Here is a 16,279-nt window from a genome sequence, read left to right as displayed (position 1 = left end):
CTCTCCTTTAAATCTCATATCAATAGCTTGTTCTATTCTAACACAGGGGTACCCGCAAAAAAAGACAGACAGGACGAAATAGTCCTGTCTGTCCAAAAAATAATACGGTTAGTCCATTATACGGAATAGTTTGGTGCTTCTTTTGTAATTTGCACATCATGCGGGTGGCTTTCACGAAGTCCAGCACTTGTGATGCGAATGAAAGAAGTATCGTTACGCAGTTCTTCCAATGACTTCGTACCGCAATAGCCCATACCTGAGCGCAATCCGCCGATCAATTGATGAACAGTGTCAGAAAGAGGCCCTTTAAAAGCAATACGTCCCTCAATTCCTTCAGGAACGAGCTTTTTATCATCATCTTGGAAATAACGGTCTTTACTGCCTTGTTTCATGGCACTCATACTGCCCATACCACGATATACTTTAAATTTACGGCCTTGATAAAGCTCGGATTCCCCCGGGCTTTCTTCTGTACCTGCAAACATACTTCCCATCATTACAGCATGAGCACCAGCTGCGATAGCCTTAGTGATCTCCCCAGAATACTTAATACCGCCATCAGCGATAATAGGAATTCCGTACTCGCGAGCAACTGTCGCACAATCATAAATGGCTGTAACCTGAGGTACGCCGATACCAGCGATAACGCGTGTTGTACAGATCGATCCTGGTCCAATACCTACTTTAACTACAGATGCACCAGCTTCAATAAGTTCACGGGTTGCTTCGCCTGTAGCTACGTTACCAGCAACAATCGTAAGATCAGGATACAGCTCACGAATTTGGCGAACCGCTTCAATTATATTAATGTGGTGACCATGTGCAGAATCGACGACGATCAAGTCCACACCAGCTTTTACTAATGCTGCAGTACGTTCGAAGGTGTCTTTAGAGATACCAACAGCTGCTCCAACAAGTAGACGGCCATGTGCATCTTTGGCTCCGTTAGGGAATTGAATAGCTTTTTCAATATCCTTAATGGTGATGAGGCCCTTAAGAATATTATTCTCGTCCACAAGGGGAAGCTTCTCGATCTTATGACGTTGCAGGATACCTTCTGCTTCCTGAAGGGTTGTACCCACAGCAGCTGTTACAAGATTCTCATGTGTCATAACTTCTTTAATTTGAATATTGAAATCATGAATAAAGCGTAAGTCTCTATTAGTCAGAATACCGACAAGTTTATTGTCACTGTCTACAATCGGCACTCCGGAAATGCGATATTTACCCATTAAAAGCTCTGCATCAGATACCATGTGTTCTGCCGTAAGTGAGAATGGATTCGTAATAACTCCGCTCTCGGAACGCTTCACACGATCTACTTCTTCCGCTTGCTGCTCTACAGGCATATTCTTGTGTATAATCCCGATGCCACCCTCACGAGCAATTGCAATGGCCATGGCTGCTTCTGTGACTGTGTCCATACCTGCACTCATAAGTGGAATATTCAACTTCACATTCTTACTTAGAACTGTGGTCAAATCCACTTCTTTAGGCAGTACCTCAGATTTACGCGGAACCAGCAGCACATCATCAAAAGTTAGACCTTCTTTACCAAACTTATCTTTCCACACCTGGGTCATTCCTCCTCGGTTGTTTTAAATTATACCCGCCTACAAACTTTATGAAAGAAGAACCTTTGACTCCAGTCCATTCACGACAGACAATTCTGTACATCTGGGGGCTGAACAAGTGTAGATCTTCAATTAAGGTTTGAGATGCTTATCCAAAAATATATTATTGCCATCTTAGCAAAGGGCATTTGGACTGTCAAGAACATTACATCATCAGAGTAGGTATTCAAAAAACGGCCGCCGAGTAAGCGAATTATTGGACGTTAGTCCGTGCTGAGAGGACAATTTAGTGTGTTAAAAATTTACAGTTCGCCTCTGTTCACCTTTTAAACCACGCTTATCTCCATCTTAGTATCTCAAAATATAGCCCAATGAATTCTCTATTTACATAACAAAAAGACCACTGTCGATTACTCAACAGTGGTCTTGCGTGCTTGGCAACGTCCTACTCTCCCAGGACCCTTCGGTCCAAGTACCATCGGCGCTGGAGGGCTTAACGGTCGTGTTCGGGATGGGTACGCGTGGAACCCCTCCGCTATCGCCACCAAACATGCGTCTATGAAACAGACGCTGCCGCGTAAAATTCGGTTCATCACCAGAAGTGACAATGAATTTCTAAGCGTGTTACAGGCTTGATGCCTGAAAACTGAATCCGAAACGAATTTGCATTCTAAGTATAGGATAAGCCCTCGACCGATTAGTATTGGTCAGCTCCATGCATTGCTGCACTTCCACCTCCAACCTATCTACCTCGTCGTCTTCAAGGGGTCTTACTAATTGGGAAATCTCATCTTGAGGGGGGCTTCACGCTTAGATGCTTTCAGCGCTTATCCCGTCCGTACGTAGCTACCCAGCCATGCTCCTGGCGGAACAACTGGTGCACCAGCGGTACGTCCATCCCGGTCCTCTCGTACTAAGGACAGCTCCTCTCAAATTTCCTGCGCCCACGACAGATAGGGACCGAACTGTCTCACGACGTTCTGAACCCAGCTCGCGTACCGCTTTAATGGGCGAACAGCCCAACCCTTGGGACCTACTTCAGCCCCAGGATGCGATGAGCCGACATCGAGGTGCCAAACCTCCCCGTCGATGTGGACTCTTGGGGGAGATAAGCCTGTTATCCCCAGGGTAGCTTTTATCCGTTGAGCGATGGCCCTTCCATGCGGTACCACCGGATCACTAAGTCCGACTTTCGTCCCTGCTCGACTTGTAGGTCTCGCAGTCAAGCTCCCTTATGCCTTTGCACTCTGCGAATGATTTCCAACCATTCTGAGGGAACCTTGGAACGCCTCCGTTACTCTTTAGGAGGCGACCGCCCCAGTCAAACTGCCCGCCTGACACGGTCCCCGTACCCGGTAAGGGTACTAGGTTAGAACCTAGATACGATCAGGGTGGTATCCCAACGGCGCCTCCACCGAAGCTTGCGCTCCGATTTCTACGGCTCCCACCTATCCTGTACAGATCGTACCCAAATTCAATATCAAGCTGCAGTAAAGCTCCATGGGGTCTTTCCGTCTTGTCGCGGGTAACCTGCATCTTCACAGGTATTAAAATTTCACCGGATCTCTCGTTGAGACAGCGCCCAAGTCGTTACGCCATTCGTGCGGGTCAGAATTTACCTGACAAGGAATTTCGCTACCTTAGGACCGTTATAGTTACGGCCGCCGTTTACTGGGGCTTCGGTTCATAGCTTCGGGTTACCCCTAACCACTCCCCTTAACCTTCCAGCACCGGGCAGGCGTCAGCCCGTATACTTCGCCTTGCGGCTTCGCACAGACCTGTGTTTTTGCTAAACAGTCGCTTGGGCCTTTTCACTGCGGCCCCCTCGTGCTATTCACACTACCGGGGCACCCCTTCTCCCGAAGTTACGGGGTCATTTTGCCGAGTTCCTTAACGAGAGTTCTTCCGCGCGCCTTAGAATTCTCTTCTCGCCTACCTGTGTCGGTTTGCGGTACGGGCACCTTCTCCTGGCTAGAGGCTTTTCTTGGCAGTGTGAGATCATGACCTTCGCTACTACAATTTTCGCTCCCCATCACAGCCCAGCCTTAATGATGTGCGGATTTGCCTACACATCAGCCTCACTGCTTAGACGGACATCCATCAGTCCGCGTCACTACCCTCCTGCGTCACCCCATCGCTCATAGCGGATTACGGTGGTACAGTAATTTCAAACTGTTGTCCTTCGACTACGCCTTTCGGCCTCGCCTTAGGTCCCGACTTACCCTGAGCGGACGAGCCTTCCTCAGGAAACCTTGGGCTTTCGGCGGATCAGATTCTCACTGATCTTTTCGTTACTCATACCGGCATTCTCACTTGTGTAGTGTCCAGCGCTCTTTTCAGTACACCTTCAACCCCTACACAACGCTCCCCTACCCCAGATACATACGTATCTAGCCATAGCTTCGGTGGTGTGTTTAGCCCCGTTACATTTTCGGCGCAGAGTCACTCGACCAGTGAGCTATTACGCACTCTTTCAATGGTGGCTGCTTCTAAGCCAACATCCTGGTTGTCTGTGCAACTCCACATCCTTTCCCACTTAACACACACTTGGGGACCTTAGCTGATGGTCTGGGCTGTTTCCCTTTTGACAATGGATCTTAGCACTCACTGTCTGACTCCCGGCAATAAGTATATGGCATTCGGAGTTTGACTGAGCTTGGTAATCCTTGCGGACCCCGCACCCAATCAGTGCTCTACCTCCACTACTCTTATACCGAGGCTAGCCCTAAAGCTATTTCGGGGAGAACCAGCTATCTCCGAGTTCGATTGGAATTTCTCCGCTACCCCCACCTCATCCCCGCACTTTTCAACGTACGTGGGTTCGGGCCTCCAGTGCGTGTTACCGCACCTTCACCCTGGACAGGGGTAGATCACACGGTTTCGGGTCTACGTCCACATACTAATTCGCCCTATTCAGACTCGCTTTCGCTGCGGCTCCACCTTCTCGGCTTAACCTTGCATGTTAAACGTAACTCGCCGGTTCATTCTACAAAAGGCACGCCATCACCCATTAATAGGGCTCTGACTTTTTGTAAGCACACGGTTTCAGGTTCTATTTCACTCCCCTTCCGGGGTGCTTTTCACCTTTCCCTCACGGTACTGTTTCACTATCGGTCGCCAGGTAGTATTTAGCCTTAGCAGATGGTCCTGCTGGATTCATACGGGGTTTCACGTGCCCCGCACTACTCGGGATCCGTCTCGGAGAGAACACAGTTTAGGTTACAGGGCTTTTACCTCTATCGCGGGCCTTTCCAGACCTCTTCACCTACCATATTCCTTTGTAACTCCATGTGAGACGTCCCACAACCCCTAAGAGCAAGCTCTTAGGTTTAGGCTGTTCCGCGTTCGCTCGCCGCTACTGACGGAATCACTATTGTTTTCTCTTCCTCAGGGTACTTAGATGTTTCAGTTCCCCTGGTCTGCCTCTACATACCCTATGTATTCAGGTATGAGTAACTGCGAATTACCACAGCTGGGTTTCCCCATTCGGACACCCCCGGATCAAAGCTTGCTTACAGCTCCCCGAGGCAGTTTCGTTGTTCGCCACGTCCTTCGTCGGCTCCTGGCGCCTAGGCATCCTCCGTGTGCTCTTATTAGCTTAACCTTGATTCTTCCGCAGGAAAATATCATACGATGACATTCTCTTTGGAATCATCTCACTAATAACATTTACTTGTTTGCACAAGTTGCTAAAAGATGTTCTAAAACGCAAATTCGTTTCGGTATCCAGTTTTCAAGGATCAAGTCTTACTTGAGAGCTTAAACTCTCAAAACTGAGCAACGAGTGAGTAACAGGCCTAAACCTGAGTTTTGGAAGCTGAGCTTCCGATTTGAATGTCCTCATTGCAGAGAACGATTCTCCATAGAAAGGAGGTGATCCAGCCGCACCTTCCGATACGGCTACCTTGTTACGACTTCACCCCAATCATCTACCCCACCTTCGGCGGCTGGCTCCCTTGCGGGTTACCCCACCGACTTCGGGTGTTGTAAACTCTCGTGGTGTGACGGGCGGTGTGTACAAGACCCGGGAACGTATTCACCGCGGCATGCTGATCCGCGATTACTAGCAATTCCGACTTCATGCAGGCGAGTTGCAGCCTGCAATCCGAACTGAGACCGGCTTTGATGGGATTGGCTCCACCTCGCGGCTTCGCTTCCCGTTGTACCGGCCATTGTAGTACGTGTGTAGCCCAGGTCATAAGGGGCATGATGATTTGACGTCATCCCCACCTTCCTCCGGTTTGTCACCGGCAGTCACTCTAGAGTGCCCAACATTACTTGCTGGCAACTAAAGTTAAGGGTTGCGCTCGTTGCGGGACTTAACCCAACATCTCACGACACGAGCTGACGACAACCATGCACCACCTGTCTCCTCTGTCCCGAAGGCCGCTGCTATCTCTAGCAGATTCAGAGGGATGTCAAGACCTGGTAAGGTTCTTCGCGTTGCTTCGAATTAAACCACATACTCCACTGCTTGTGCGGGTCCCCGTCAATTCCTTTGAGTTTCAGTCTTGCGACCGTACTCCCCAGGCGGAGTGCTTACTGTGTTAACTTCGGCACCAAGGGTATCGAAACCCCTAACACCTAGCACTCATCGTTTACGGCGTGGACTACCAGGGTATCTAATCCTGTTTGCTCCCCACGCTTTCGCGCCTCAGCGTCAGTTACAGCCCAGAAAGTCGCCTTCGCCACTGGTGTTCCTCCACATATCTACGCATTTCACCGCTACACGTGGAATTCCACTTTCCTCTTCTGTACTCAAGCCACCCAGTTTCCAGTGCGACCTCAGGTTGAGCCCAAGGTTTAAACACCAGACTTAAATAGCCGCCTGCGCGCGCTTTACGCCCAATAATTCCGGACAACGCTTGCCCCCTACGTATTACCGCGGCTGCTGGCACGTAGTTAGCCGGGGCTTTCTTCTCAGGTACCGTCACTCCGGTAGCAGTTACTCTACCGGACGTTCTTCCCTGGCAACAGAGCTTTACGATCCGAAAACCTTCATCACTCACGCGGCGTTGCTCCGTCAGGCTTTCGCCCATTGCGGAAGATTCCCTACTGCTGCCTCCCGTAGGAGTCTGGGCCGTGTCTCAGTCCCAGTGTGGCCGTTCACCCTCTCAGGTCGGCTACGCATCGTCGCCTTGGTGGGCCGTTACCCCACCAACTAGCTAATGCGCCGCAGGCCCATCCCTCAGTGACAGATTGCTCCGTCTTTCATTCTTCTCTCAGGAGAAAAAAGAAATTATCCGGTATTAGCTACCGTTTCCGGTAGTTATCCCAGTCTGAAGGGCAGGTTGCCTACGTGTTACTCACCCGTCCGCCGCTAAGTTACTTTGAAAGCAAGCTTTCAAAGTAACTCCGCTCGACTTGCATGTATTAGGCACGCCGCCAGCGTTCGTCCTGAGCCAGGATCAAACTCTCCAATTAGTATTGAAAAGAGCGATATGCTCATTTTGAAACATCTGACGAGAAAATTAATTCTCTAATTTTGGATTTCACTTACGTGATTTCCTACTCACTCGTTGTTCAGTTTTCAAAGATCAAGTTCTCGTTGGCGCCGTTTAATGTCTCAGCAGCAACTCTTATACTATATCATGTTCGGCTATTTAATGTCAAGCTCTTTTTTCAACTTCTTTTTCGAGCTCGGCATGTGTACTTCTTGGCCGGACTTAGAATATATCATGTATGGAGATGCATTGCAAGAGTTTTTTTGAAACTAATATTAAATCTCTACATTCTATAGGAGCGATGAAGTGAAAGCACTGCTTCTAATCAACAGTAGCTGAGAGAACTGCCCTTAGACAGCTCCCTTAAGCCCTGTGTTCTATAGATACTATTCAGTACGGTTACGCATATGTGGAAACAGCAATACATCGCGAATCGATGCAGAATTGGTAAGCAGCATGATCAAACGGTCTACGCCGATTCCCAGTCCGCCAGTAGGCGGCATACCATATTCCAGGGCGCGGATGAAATCATCATCCATCTCATGAGCTTCGTCATTACCTTGCTCTTTCTCCTGGATCTGTGCCTCAAAGCGTTGACGTTGGTCAATCGGATCATTCAATTCACTAAATGCATTAGCGTGCTCACGACCCACAATAAACAGCTCAAAACGATCGGTAAAGCGTGGATCCTCATCGTTTTTCTTCGCAAGTGGTGAAATTTCAACAGGGTGTCCCATTACAAAGGTTGGCTGAATTAGAGTTTCCTCTACAAATTGCTCGAAGAAAGCGTTAAGGATATGACCGAACGTCATATGTTTCTCAACAGGCACACGATGTTCTTTTGCCAAAGCTTGTGCTTCGTCATCTGTCATGTGAACGCTGAAATCAACACCGGTTACTTCTTTAACAGCATCAACCATAGTTACACGACGCCATCCTGGAGACAGATTTACCTCTTTGCCTTGGTAATCCAGCAGTTGTGTACCTAATACCTCTTGGGCAATATGTGCAATCATATTCTCCGTGAGATTCATGATGTCCTTGTAGTCGGCATATGCTTCGTACAACTCAATCATAGTGAACTCTGGATTATGACGAGTCGACATTCCCTCGTTACGGTAGACACGGCCGATTTCATACACTTTTTCCAAACCACCAACGATAAGGCGTTTCAAGTGAAGCTCGATAGCAATCCGCATATACAGCTGCATTTCAAGTGTGTTGTGGTAAGTAATAAACGGACGCGCAGCTGCTCCGCCGGCGATCGTATGAAGTGTAGGTGTTTCAACTTCAAGATAACCAAGTGAATCCAAATAGCGACGCATCGATTGAATAATTCTTGAACGGGCAATAAAGGTCTGTTGAACTTCCGGATTAATAATCAAATCAACATAGCGCTGGCGATAACGCAGTTCTACATCTTTAAGACCATGATATTTTTCAGGAAGTGGCAGCAGGGACTTGGACAAGACTTCGAGATTATGCACTTTGATGGAGGTCTCGCCTGTTTTGGTTTTGAATACTGTTCCACGAACGCCGATAATATCTCCCAGATCGAGAACATTAAACGCCGTGTATTGAGTTTCAGGAATGCTGTCTTGACGAACATAAAGCTGAATTCTTCCGCTAAGGTCCTGGATATGCGCAAAGCTGGCTTTACCCATAACGCGTTTTGCCATAATACGCCCAGCAATGCTCACTTCAACAGAAAGCTCGTCCAATTCCTCTTTGGAAAGTCCATCATACTTAGCTACGATATCGCCAGCGTTAGCTGTGCGCTCGTATTTTTTGCCAAAAGGATCAATACCAAGTCCTCTTAGCTCGTCCAGTTTGGCACGGCGGATCTGCAAAAGCTCACTAAGTTCGTTCTCTGCATTGTCCACATTGTTCATTTCCTCGGTCATGCGATTCATCCCCTTATAACTCAGTAATATCATATACACAAGAAGAAACGGCTCCGTCTCCATAGTTAGAGGACAGTCCCGTTCCAGCTCAAAATATAAGCAGTTTGTTTTACCTATCGTTTCTGGATGATTTGAAAAAAGCTTCCCTAAGGAAGCTTTCCCAAACATGTTCCCTTATCTACCTATGTACAGTGAAATGACTAATACATATGGCAGCACATCTATTTACAGACATTAAGGTCTGTATATTACTTCATTCTGATATCGAGAATTTTATATTGAATAACTCCTGCAGGTGTAGAAACATCAACTACCGTACCTATTTTTTTTCCGATAATAGCTTTGCCTACCGGACTTTCGTTGGAAATCTTGTTATTCAGTGGATCAGATTCTGCTGTACCTACGATCGTATACTCCATAGTGTCCCCATATTCCAAATCCTCGACACTTACAGTAACACCAATACTTACTACGTCAGTAACGATCTCGTCGCTATTGATGATACGCGCGTTGCGAAGCATCTTCTCCAAAGTGAGAACGCGTCCTTCGATAAAAGCTTGCTCATTCTTCGCGTCTTCATACTCCGAGTTCTCACTGATATCTCCGTAGCCAATCGCTACCTTAATCCGTTCAGCAACCTCACGGCGTTTTACGGATTTGAGGGTCTCCAGCTCATCTTCCAGACGTTTTAGCCCGTCCGGCGTAAGGATGACTTCTTTATCGCTCATCTCAACCGATTCTCCTGTCGTATACAATTATTGAAAACACCATACTATATGCTAATCTAGAAGGATAAGAACCCTCCCTGCTGCATTGCTCTTACTGTAACGGCGATTTTATACTGTGAAATTATATTGGAACCGCTACAAAATGTCAATGACACCACATATAAAGTCAGATGTGTTCAAATATCAGCAGAAAAAAGGCGATTATACAGCAGAAGAAGACATTTCAATGCCCTTGCTCTCTTCTTCATGCTTTAATTGAACGACAAAATCATTCAATATCCTCACCATTCCATCGCGTTTTGTTTCTGTCATAAGGACATCCTTCACTCTAGCGGCAGCCTTCAAGCCTTTTAAATACCAAGCCATATGCTTACGCATCTCACGGACAGCTACAGCTTCTCCCTTAAGAGCTACCAGACGATCCATATGAAGAATAGCAACCTTAATCTTCTCATCCAAACCAGGTTCAGGCATAAGCTCGCCGGTGCTCAAATATTGAATGGTACGATACAACATCCAAGGATTACCGAGTGCTCCACGCCCGATCATTACACCATCGCAGCCAGTCTGATCCAACATAGCCCGAGCATCTTCAGGTGTATTAACATCCCCGTTGCCGATAACGGGAATTGAAACTGCTTCTTTTGCCATCTTGATATAGCTCCAGTCCGCATGGCCTGTGTAAAGCTGCTCGCGGGTACGACCGTGTACGCTGACAGCCTTACCCCCGGCACGTTCAACCGCACGCGCATTATCTTCGACAAAAATATGCTCGCTATCCCAGCCAATCCGCATTTTCACGGTTACCGGTTTATCGACAACATCGACAACCGCAGAGACCATTTCATAGATTTTGTCGGGATTCAAAAGCCAGCGGGCTCCCGCATCACATTTAGTCACTTTTGGCACTGGGCATCCCATATTGATATCGATAATATCAGCATTGGTTTCTTTATCAACGACTTTAGCTGCTTGCACCAGTGATGCTCTATCCCCGCCAAAAATCTGCAAACTAAGCGGTTTCTCCCGTTCATCTACAAACAACATTTCGCGAGTACGTGTATTTCCGTGAATAATGGCCTTATCGCTTACCATTTCCGCACAGACCAGACCTGTACCAAATTCCTTAGCGATCAGACGAAAAGCCGGATTGCACACGCCAGCCATAGGTGCCAGAACAACCTGATTTTTCATCTCAATATCGCCAATCTTCAGCATTCGTATCACTTCCTGCCTTTTAATTCTTGGAAATTATGAGTTGGGATCCACAAGCTCTTCTGTTGTAACCCCTAGAACATTCGCAATTTTATCTAAAATTTGATCTTCTAACCGTCTGTTACCCCTCTCGACTGCACCAAGCACAGCCAAGGAAATTCCGGCAAGATCCGCAAGATCCTGTTGAGTATACCCTTTTAGCTTACGGAATGCCCTGACCCTCCGTCCCAAACGCTTGTTGTCCACAACCGAATTCCTTCCTTCCCGTCTATGTCTTGAAGCGCTGCTGTAATCAGCTTGCGAAGTCCGGAAGATTGTTCATTCTGTGGAACGATGTCACTGAGCGGAAACAATACAAAAGCACGCTCTAACATGCGTGGATGCGGTAACGTTAAATGTGGTGTATCGAGCACCTGACCCTCAACCCACAACAAATCCAAATCTACCGTTCTCGGTCCATAGCGGATATCCCGGATACGACCCAACTGCGTTTCAATCCCCAACATCACTTCCAGCAAGGACTCGGGCGCAAGTGTCGTTCGCAAAGCTGCTGCCATATTGAGAAACTGCGGCTGATCTAAATAACCTACCGGCTCTGTCTCGTAAACTTTGGAGCAGCGGACCACCGATATTTCATCATGAGCGTCCAGTCTGTTCAAAGCCTCTGACAGTGTGCCCTCGCGGTCACCCAAATTAGCCCCTAAAGCAATATAAGCCTCTGATTCTTCAGAGGTGGAATGTATATTCATGGACCTTGTTCTCACTTTCTAGTTCTGCGCAGCTCTACAGTCACTCCCTGAAAATGAATGTCGAAAGGCGGATGAGGTTTAGTTACCTTAACCGTTACTGCATTGATAACAGTATAAGTGTCCAGTACGGAGGATGCAATATATTCTGCCAAAGCTTCAATCAACTTAAAAGACTTTATTTCGACAATATTTTTGACTAATTCATGAACTTCAGCATAATTCACAGTTTGATTCAAATCATCATTCAAGCCCGCACCCTGCAAATCAAGCTCAAGCTCTAAATCAATGTAAAAACGTTGTCCCAGCTTACGCTCTTCCTCAAATACACCGTGGTATCCGTAATATTCCATGCGATGCATTGTCATTTTATCCATGATTAATCCGCCCTTTTTCGTAAAATATAGCTATTCACGCACCACTGGAGGTGCAGCATACAACATCGCATCACACATCTTAACCGTTCGTTTAATTAGAGATACATCATGTACACGTACGATCTGGCAACCCTGAGCAATACCAAAAGCTACTGTAGCTGCAGTGCCTTCCACAACATCATCAGACGGCAAATCAAGTACCGTGCGGATGAATTTTTTGCGGGATGTCGCCAGTAACAACGGATAGCCTAACTCAGTCAACCCGTCTAAAAGCATCATTGCCTGCAGGTTTTCATTATAATCCTTAGCAAAGCCGATACCTGGATCCAATATGATATTGGCCGGCTTAACACCTGCGGCTAACGCAAGATCAATACTTTCCTTAAGATCAGCCGACATATCCGCACTCAGATTCGTATAATTACGGTCCTGCCGGTTATGCATCAAAATAATAGGACAGTCAGCAGCAGCGGCCACTGCCGCCATTTCCGGATCTTCCTTACAACCCCATATGTCATTAATGATATGAGCACCCGCAGCTAAAGCTTGGCGGGCTACCTCAGCTTTATAGGTATCGATGGATAACGGAAGATGAGGTGCCGCCTTATGAATACTCTCGATCACAGGCAATACACGGGCTAACTCCTCTTCAAGTCCCACCGGTTGATGACCAGGACGAGTAGATTCACCGCCGATATCAATAATATCAGCACCCTCTGCAGCCATACGCAGCGCATGCTCAACGGCTTTGTCCGGATGATCCCAAAGTCCTCCATCTGAAAAAGAATCAGGGGTAACATTAAGGATGCCCATAATCAATGTTCGATTTCCTAACTCCAAGTCTGTATTTCCACAACGGTATGTCCGCTTAAAGAGGACTGGTCTCATTTCGCAATCGCCGTCCTATCTCTATATAATGAAATCAAGCCAGCAGTAATTGTTCCACACTGGCCAGTACCTATAGTAAATCTTGCATCTCCGTGCCACACCCCGGTAACAGGAACAATTTCTTGTACGGAATTGGTAAGAAACACTTCATCAGCAGCTTTCAACTGCTCCCAGTGATATGTTCCTTCTTCAACACTAAGGCCTGCACTAAGAGCCAGCTCCAGCACCATTTCCCGGGTAATTCCCGGAAGAATGCCTGTGGTGAGATCTGGGGTATAGAGCCTGTTGTTTTTAATAAAAAAGATGTTGCTGACAATGCCCTCCGCAATAAATTCTTCTGCCGTCAGCATTAGTCCTTCAGCACCATTTTCCGCAGAAGCATACCCTCTAAGCTCACGCTTAGCCAGAATGTTATTCATATAATGCAGCGACTTGAATCGCACTGTTCCCTCAGGAGTATTACGGCGCAAGGACAACAGCTGCAGCTCTTTGCCTTCACTGTAAAGCTTATCTGGTACTTTCGGCAGCGCTTTGATGTACAACAAATGATTGGGCTTTTGATAATCACCAGCAGGTAATCCGAGAATATCCTCACCGGCTGTTACGGTATAGCGTATATAAGCTTCTTTTAATTCATTTTTGTCCATGACGCGCTTAATCCAGTCAAGTAGATGTGCCGCTTCTGCCTCAAATGGAATGCCCAGTTCCTTGCACCCCTCTGCCATACGCTTCAAATGACGCTCCAGCAAAAAGGGAACTCCCCCATAGGTCCGAAAGGTTTCGAACAAGCCAATGCCGTACAAAAAGCCGTGATCCAAGGCAGAAACCACGGCTTCTCGGGCGTCAATGACACCATTGTTGAATCCTATATATTTCATGCCGTTTCTCCGGCTCTCCGTTTCAAGAAATTACGCAGCATCGTATGACCATGATCCGTAATAATAGATTCCGGGTGGAACTGCACACCTTCAATAGGATATTCTTTATGGCGCAATGCCATAATCTCCCCCTCTTCAGTCTCAGCCGTAATCTCCAAGCAATCTGGGAGACTCTCCCGCTCTACAATCAGTGAATGATATCGGGTAGCTGTAAATGGAGACTCCAGACCTTCAAAAACTGAGGTCCCGTTATGGTAAATAGGCGATGTCTTCCCATGCATCAAACGCTCAGCACGGATGACATTGCCACCAAATGCTTGTCCAATCGCTTGATGTCCAAGGCATACGCCGAAGATCGGAATGATCCCCTTGAAATGATGCAACAATTCCAGACTAATTCCCGCTTCATTTGGTGTACATGGGCCTGGTGAAATCAGAATATGGTCAGGTGCCAGTTTTTCAATCTCTTCGATGGTAATTTCATCATTGCGGTGCACTTTAACCTCTTCCCCAAGCTCACCTAAATACTGTACGAGGTTATACGTAAAGGAATCATAATTATCGATGACCAAGATCACAGTGCTACTCCCCCTTCGGCTCCGCTGGTAGCTGGCAATTCCTGCTGCAGTTCACTACAGAGTACTGCCTTCACTACCGCTTTGGCTTTATTATGGCATTCACGGTATTCACGGTAGGGATCGGAATCGATCACTATGCCGGCACCTGTCTGAATATATCCGACCCCGTCTTTTACAGCCAGCGTTCTTATAATAATATTTAATTCCATATTGCCGTTATAGTCAATAAAACCCATCGAACCTGTATAGGGTCCACGTCGAACCGGCTCCAGTTCTTCGATAATCTCCATTGTCCTTACCTTGGGAGCCCCTGTGATGGTTCCCCCCGGGAATAAAGCTGCGATAACCGCATAAGCGTCTTTATCCGGCGCAATCTGGCCCTCTACCTGCGAAACGAGATGCATCACATGAGAGTAGCGCTCCACCGTCATCAGCTCCGGCACGCTGACGGAACCGTATGCAGCGACACGCCCGATGTCGTTGCGTTCCAGATCGACAAGCATGATATGCTCGGCGATCTCTTTTTCGCTCCCGCGAAGCTCCGCCTCCATGGCGGCATCCTCCGCGGGAGTGAGTCCCCGGCGCCGGGTGCCGGCGATGGGCCGGGCGCTCACTTTGTCCCCATGCAGCTTGACGAGCAGCTCCGGTGAAGCGCTAGACAGCGCGAAGCCGGGCGACCGCAAGAGCCCCATGTACGGGGACGGGTTGAGCTTGCGCAGCCACTCGTAAACATCCTCCGGCGAGGACTTCAGCTGCGCCTCCTGGCGCAGCGAGAGGTTCACTTGGAAGACATCGCCTTGGCGGATGTATTCCTGAACGTCCAGCACTGCCTGCTGAAACTTCTCAGGCGAGAAAGCCGAGGCCATGCCCGGCCACTCTCCTGATGAAACTGTAAGGGCCTCAATGCTGCCCACGGCCTCATCATCCAATCCTGCAGCTGAAGATATCAGCTGCCACTGCTCTACCATTTGTCCAGCCTGTTCTATACTGCCAAGATAGAGATTTTGCAGATCCTCCAGCCCACAGTCTGCTGGAACTGGAACGTGGACAGCACAATACAGCACATGCTCTTCGTGATCATAAATCCATATCTCGTCAAACCTCATAAAAAGATAATCAGGAAAACCAGGATCATCTTGGGCAAAAGAAGGCAACCGTTCCAAAGAACGAACCACATCATAACCAAGGAATCCAATACATCCACCAGAGAAAGGAGGAACATCTTCATCCTTTAACTTAGGCGACGTAAAATCCGACATCCATTGCTGCAGTAGCTCCAGCGGTTGTCCATGCAGTGTTGTTGCCTCAGGTGTCCTCTCCTCGTTCACTGATGCTGATTCCAAAGATTCAGTAGGGAAGCTAAATACTTCCGCGTTATCCTCCTTGCCTTTCAATATCGAAACAGGATTTAAGCCCAAGTACGTATAACGGCCACCCTTACCACTTTCTAAAACTACAGAATACTGGGAAGCTAACTCCCAGGCTTTCTCCCAGGACGCGGGTAATTCGTTGGTGCACCGGGGGGATTTTATAATCAAGGGAAACATGCTCCAGTCTTCAGCAGCCCATTGTTCCCACTCGTTCCAGGTTGTTATGATTTCCAAAGCCATCCTCCTAAAAGTTTTATGAAGCCATTACTTCGTAGACATCACTTCGCAATAAAACTCGCTTCGTAAGCATTTGCTTAGTTTTGTCCAATCGTCAGTAGTATATTGCCTGTCAGTATACTGTACTTAAGGCATTATTGAAAAGCCCTCAGCGATAGGAAATTATTATGATTTTTTCGTTTTCTGCAAAAACCAGAGCTTTTTTCAACAATAATAAAATTACCACGTCTAGCCTGCCATATATGCAAAGTACCAAATGCCTTTTAAATCAACGAAAAGAGTCTCCATCACCACCAAAAAAGTGGTATGAAGACTCTTATAGATTTACGTTATTGCAAAC

The 16,279-nt window shown here is 47.4% G+C and carries 11 protein-coding genes and 3 rRNA genes; all 14 read right to left on the bottom strand.

The genetic code is table 11. From position 1 onward, the window contains the following. Positions 1 to 116: 116 nt before the first annotated feature. On the bottom strand, positions 117 to 1,574 hold the full coding sequence (gene guaB / locus NST58_RS00445) for an IMP dehydrogenase (RefSeq protein ID WP_036679982.1): 1,458 nt from the start codon (positions 1,572 to 1,574) through the stop codon (positions 117 to 119). 432 nt (positions 1,575 to 2,006) lie between these two features. Continuing rightward, a 5S ribosomal RNA gene (gene rrf / locus NST58_RS00440) occupies positions 2,007 to 2,123 on the bottom strand. A gap of 128 nt (positions 2,124 to 2,251) precedes the next feature. Then, a 23S ribosomal RNA gene (locus NST58_RS00435) occupies positions 2,252 to 5,178 on the bottom strand. 262 nt (positions 5,179 to 5,440) lie between these two features. After that, positions 5,441 to 6,998 (bottom strand): 16S ribosomal RNA (locus NST58_RS00430). The 16S, 23S and 5S rRNA genes sit together here, the layout of an rRNA operon. Before the next feature lie 406 nt (positions 6,999 to 7,404). After that, entirely contained in the window at positions 7,405 to 8,922 is a 1,518-nt protein-coding gene (lysS, locus tag NST58_RS00425; protein WP_076277918.1) for a lysine--tRNA ligase, read from the bottom strand. A 248-nt stretch (positions 8,923 to 9,170) separates the two neighbouring features. Continuing rightward, a complete protein-coding gene (gene greA, locus NST58_RS00420; protein WP_036678719.1) occupies positions 9,171 to 9,650 on the bottom strand; it encodes a transcription elongation factor GreA in 480 nt (159 codons plus the stop codon). A 201-nt stretch (positions 9,651 to 9,851) separates the two neighbouring features. Then, positions 9,852 to 10,868, bottom strand: a complete 1,017-nt coding sequence (gene dusB / locus NST58_RS00415; RefSeq protein WP_339245623.1) for a tRNA dihydrouridine synthase DusB — start codon at positions 10,866 to 10,868, stop codon at positions 9,852 to 9,854. Between the two features lie 33 nt (positions 10,869 to 10,901). After that, positions 10,902 to 11,111: a helix-turn-helix transcriptional regulator gene (locus tag NST58_RS00410; protein WP_076099929.1), complete on the bottom strand. Its 210-nt coding sequence runs from the start codon at positions 11,109 to 11,111 to the stop codon at positions 10,902 to 10,904. Next, complete coding sequence (gene folK / locus NST58_RS00405; RefSeq protein WP_036678725.1) at positions 11,063 to 11,614, bottom strand: 2-amino-4-hydroxy-6-hydroxymethyldihydropteridine diphosphokinase; 552 nt, start codon at positions 11,612 to 11,614, stop codon at positions 11,063 to 11,065. The genes NST58_RS00410 and folK overlap by 49 nt, the downstream gene beginning before the upstream one ends. 11 nt (positions 11,615 to 11,625) lie before the next feature. After that, on the bottom strand, positions 11,626 to 11,988 hold the full coding sequence (gene folB, locus NST58_RS00400; protein WP_076138480.1) for a dihydroneopterin aldolase: 363 nt from the start codon (positions 11,986 to 11,988) through the stop codon (positions 11,626 to 11,628). A 30-nt stretch (positions 11,989 to 12,018) separates the two neighbouring features. After that, a complete protein-coding gene (gene folP, locus NST58_RS00395) occupies positions 12,019 to 12,876 on the bottom strand; it encodes a dihydropteroate synthase (protein WP_076305368.1) in 858 nt (285 codons plus the stop codon). After that, on the bottom strand, positions 12,873 to 13,754 hold the full coding sequence (locus NST58_RS00390; protein WP_339245620.1) for an aminotransferase class IV: 882 nt from the start codon (positions 13,752 to 13,754) through the stop codon (positions 12,873 to 12,875). Before NST58_RS00390 ends, folP begins: the two co-directional genes overlap by 4 nt. Further along, on the bottom strand, positions 13,751 to 14,332 hold the full coding sequence (gene pabA / locus NST58_RS00385; RefSeq protein ID WP_036678733.1) for an aminodeoxychorismate/anthranilate synthase component II: 582 nt from the start codon (positions 14,330 to 14,332) through the stop codon (positions 13,751 to 13,753). The genes NST58_RS00390 and pabA overlap by 4 nt, the downstream gene beginning before the upstream one ends. Further along, positions 14,329 to 15,942, bottom strand: a complete 1,614-nt coding sequence (locus NST58_RS00380; protein ID WP_076305369.1) for an anthranilate synthase component I family protein — start codon at positions 15,940 to 15,942, stop codon at positions 14,329 to 14,331. The genes pabA and NST58_RS00380 overlap by 4 nt, the downstream gene beginning before the upstream one ends. Positions 15,943 to 16,279: the final 337 nt, after the last annotated feature.

The sequence above is a fragment of the Paenibacillus sp. FSL R10-2796 genome, assembly GCF_037965315.1.
GTDB lineage: Bacteria > Bacillota > Bacilli > Paenibacillales > Paenibacillaceae > Paenibacillus_AQ > Paenibacillus_AQ odorifer.
This window is presented reverse-complemented; position numbering and strand designations above follow the sequence as displayed.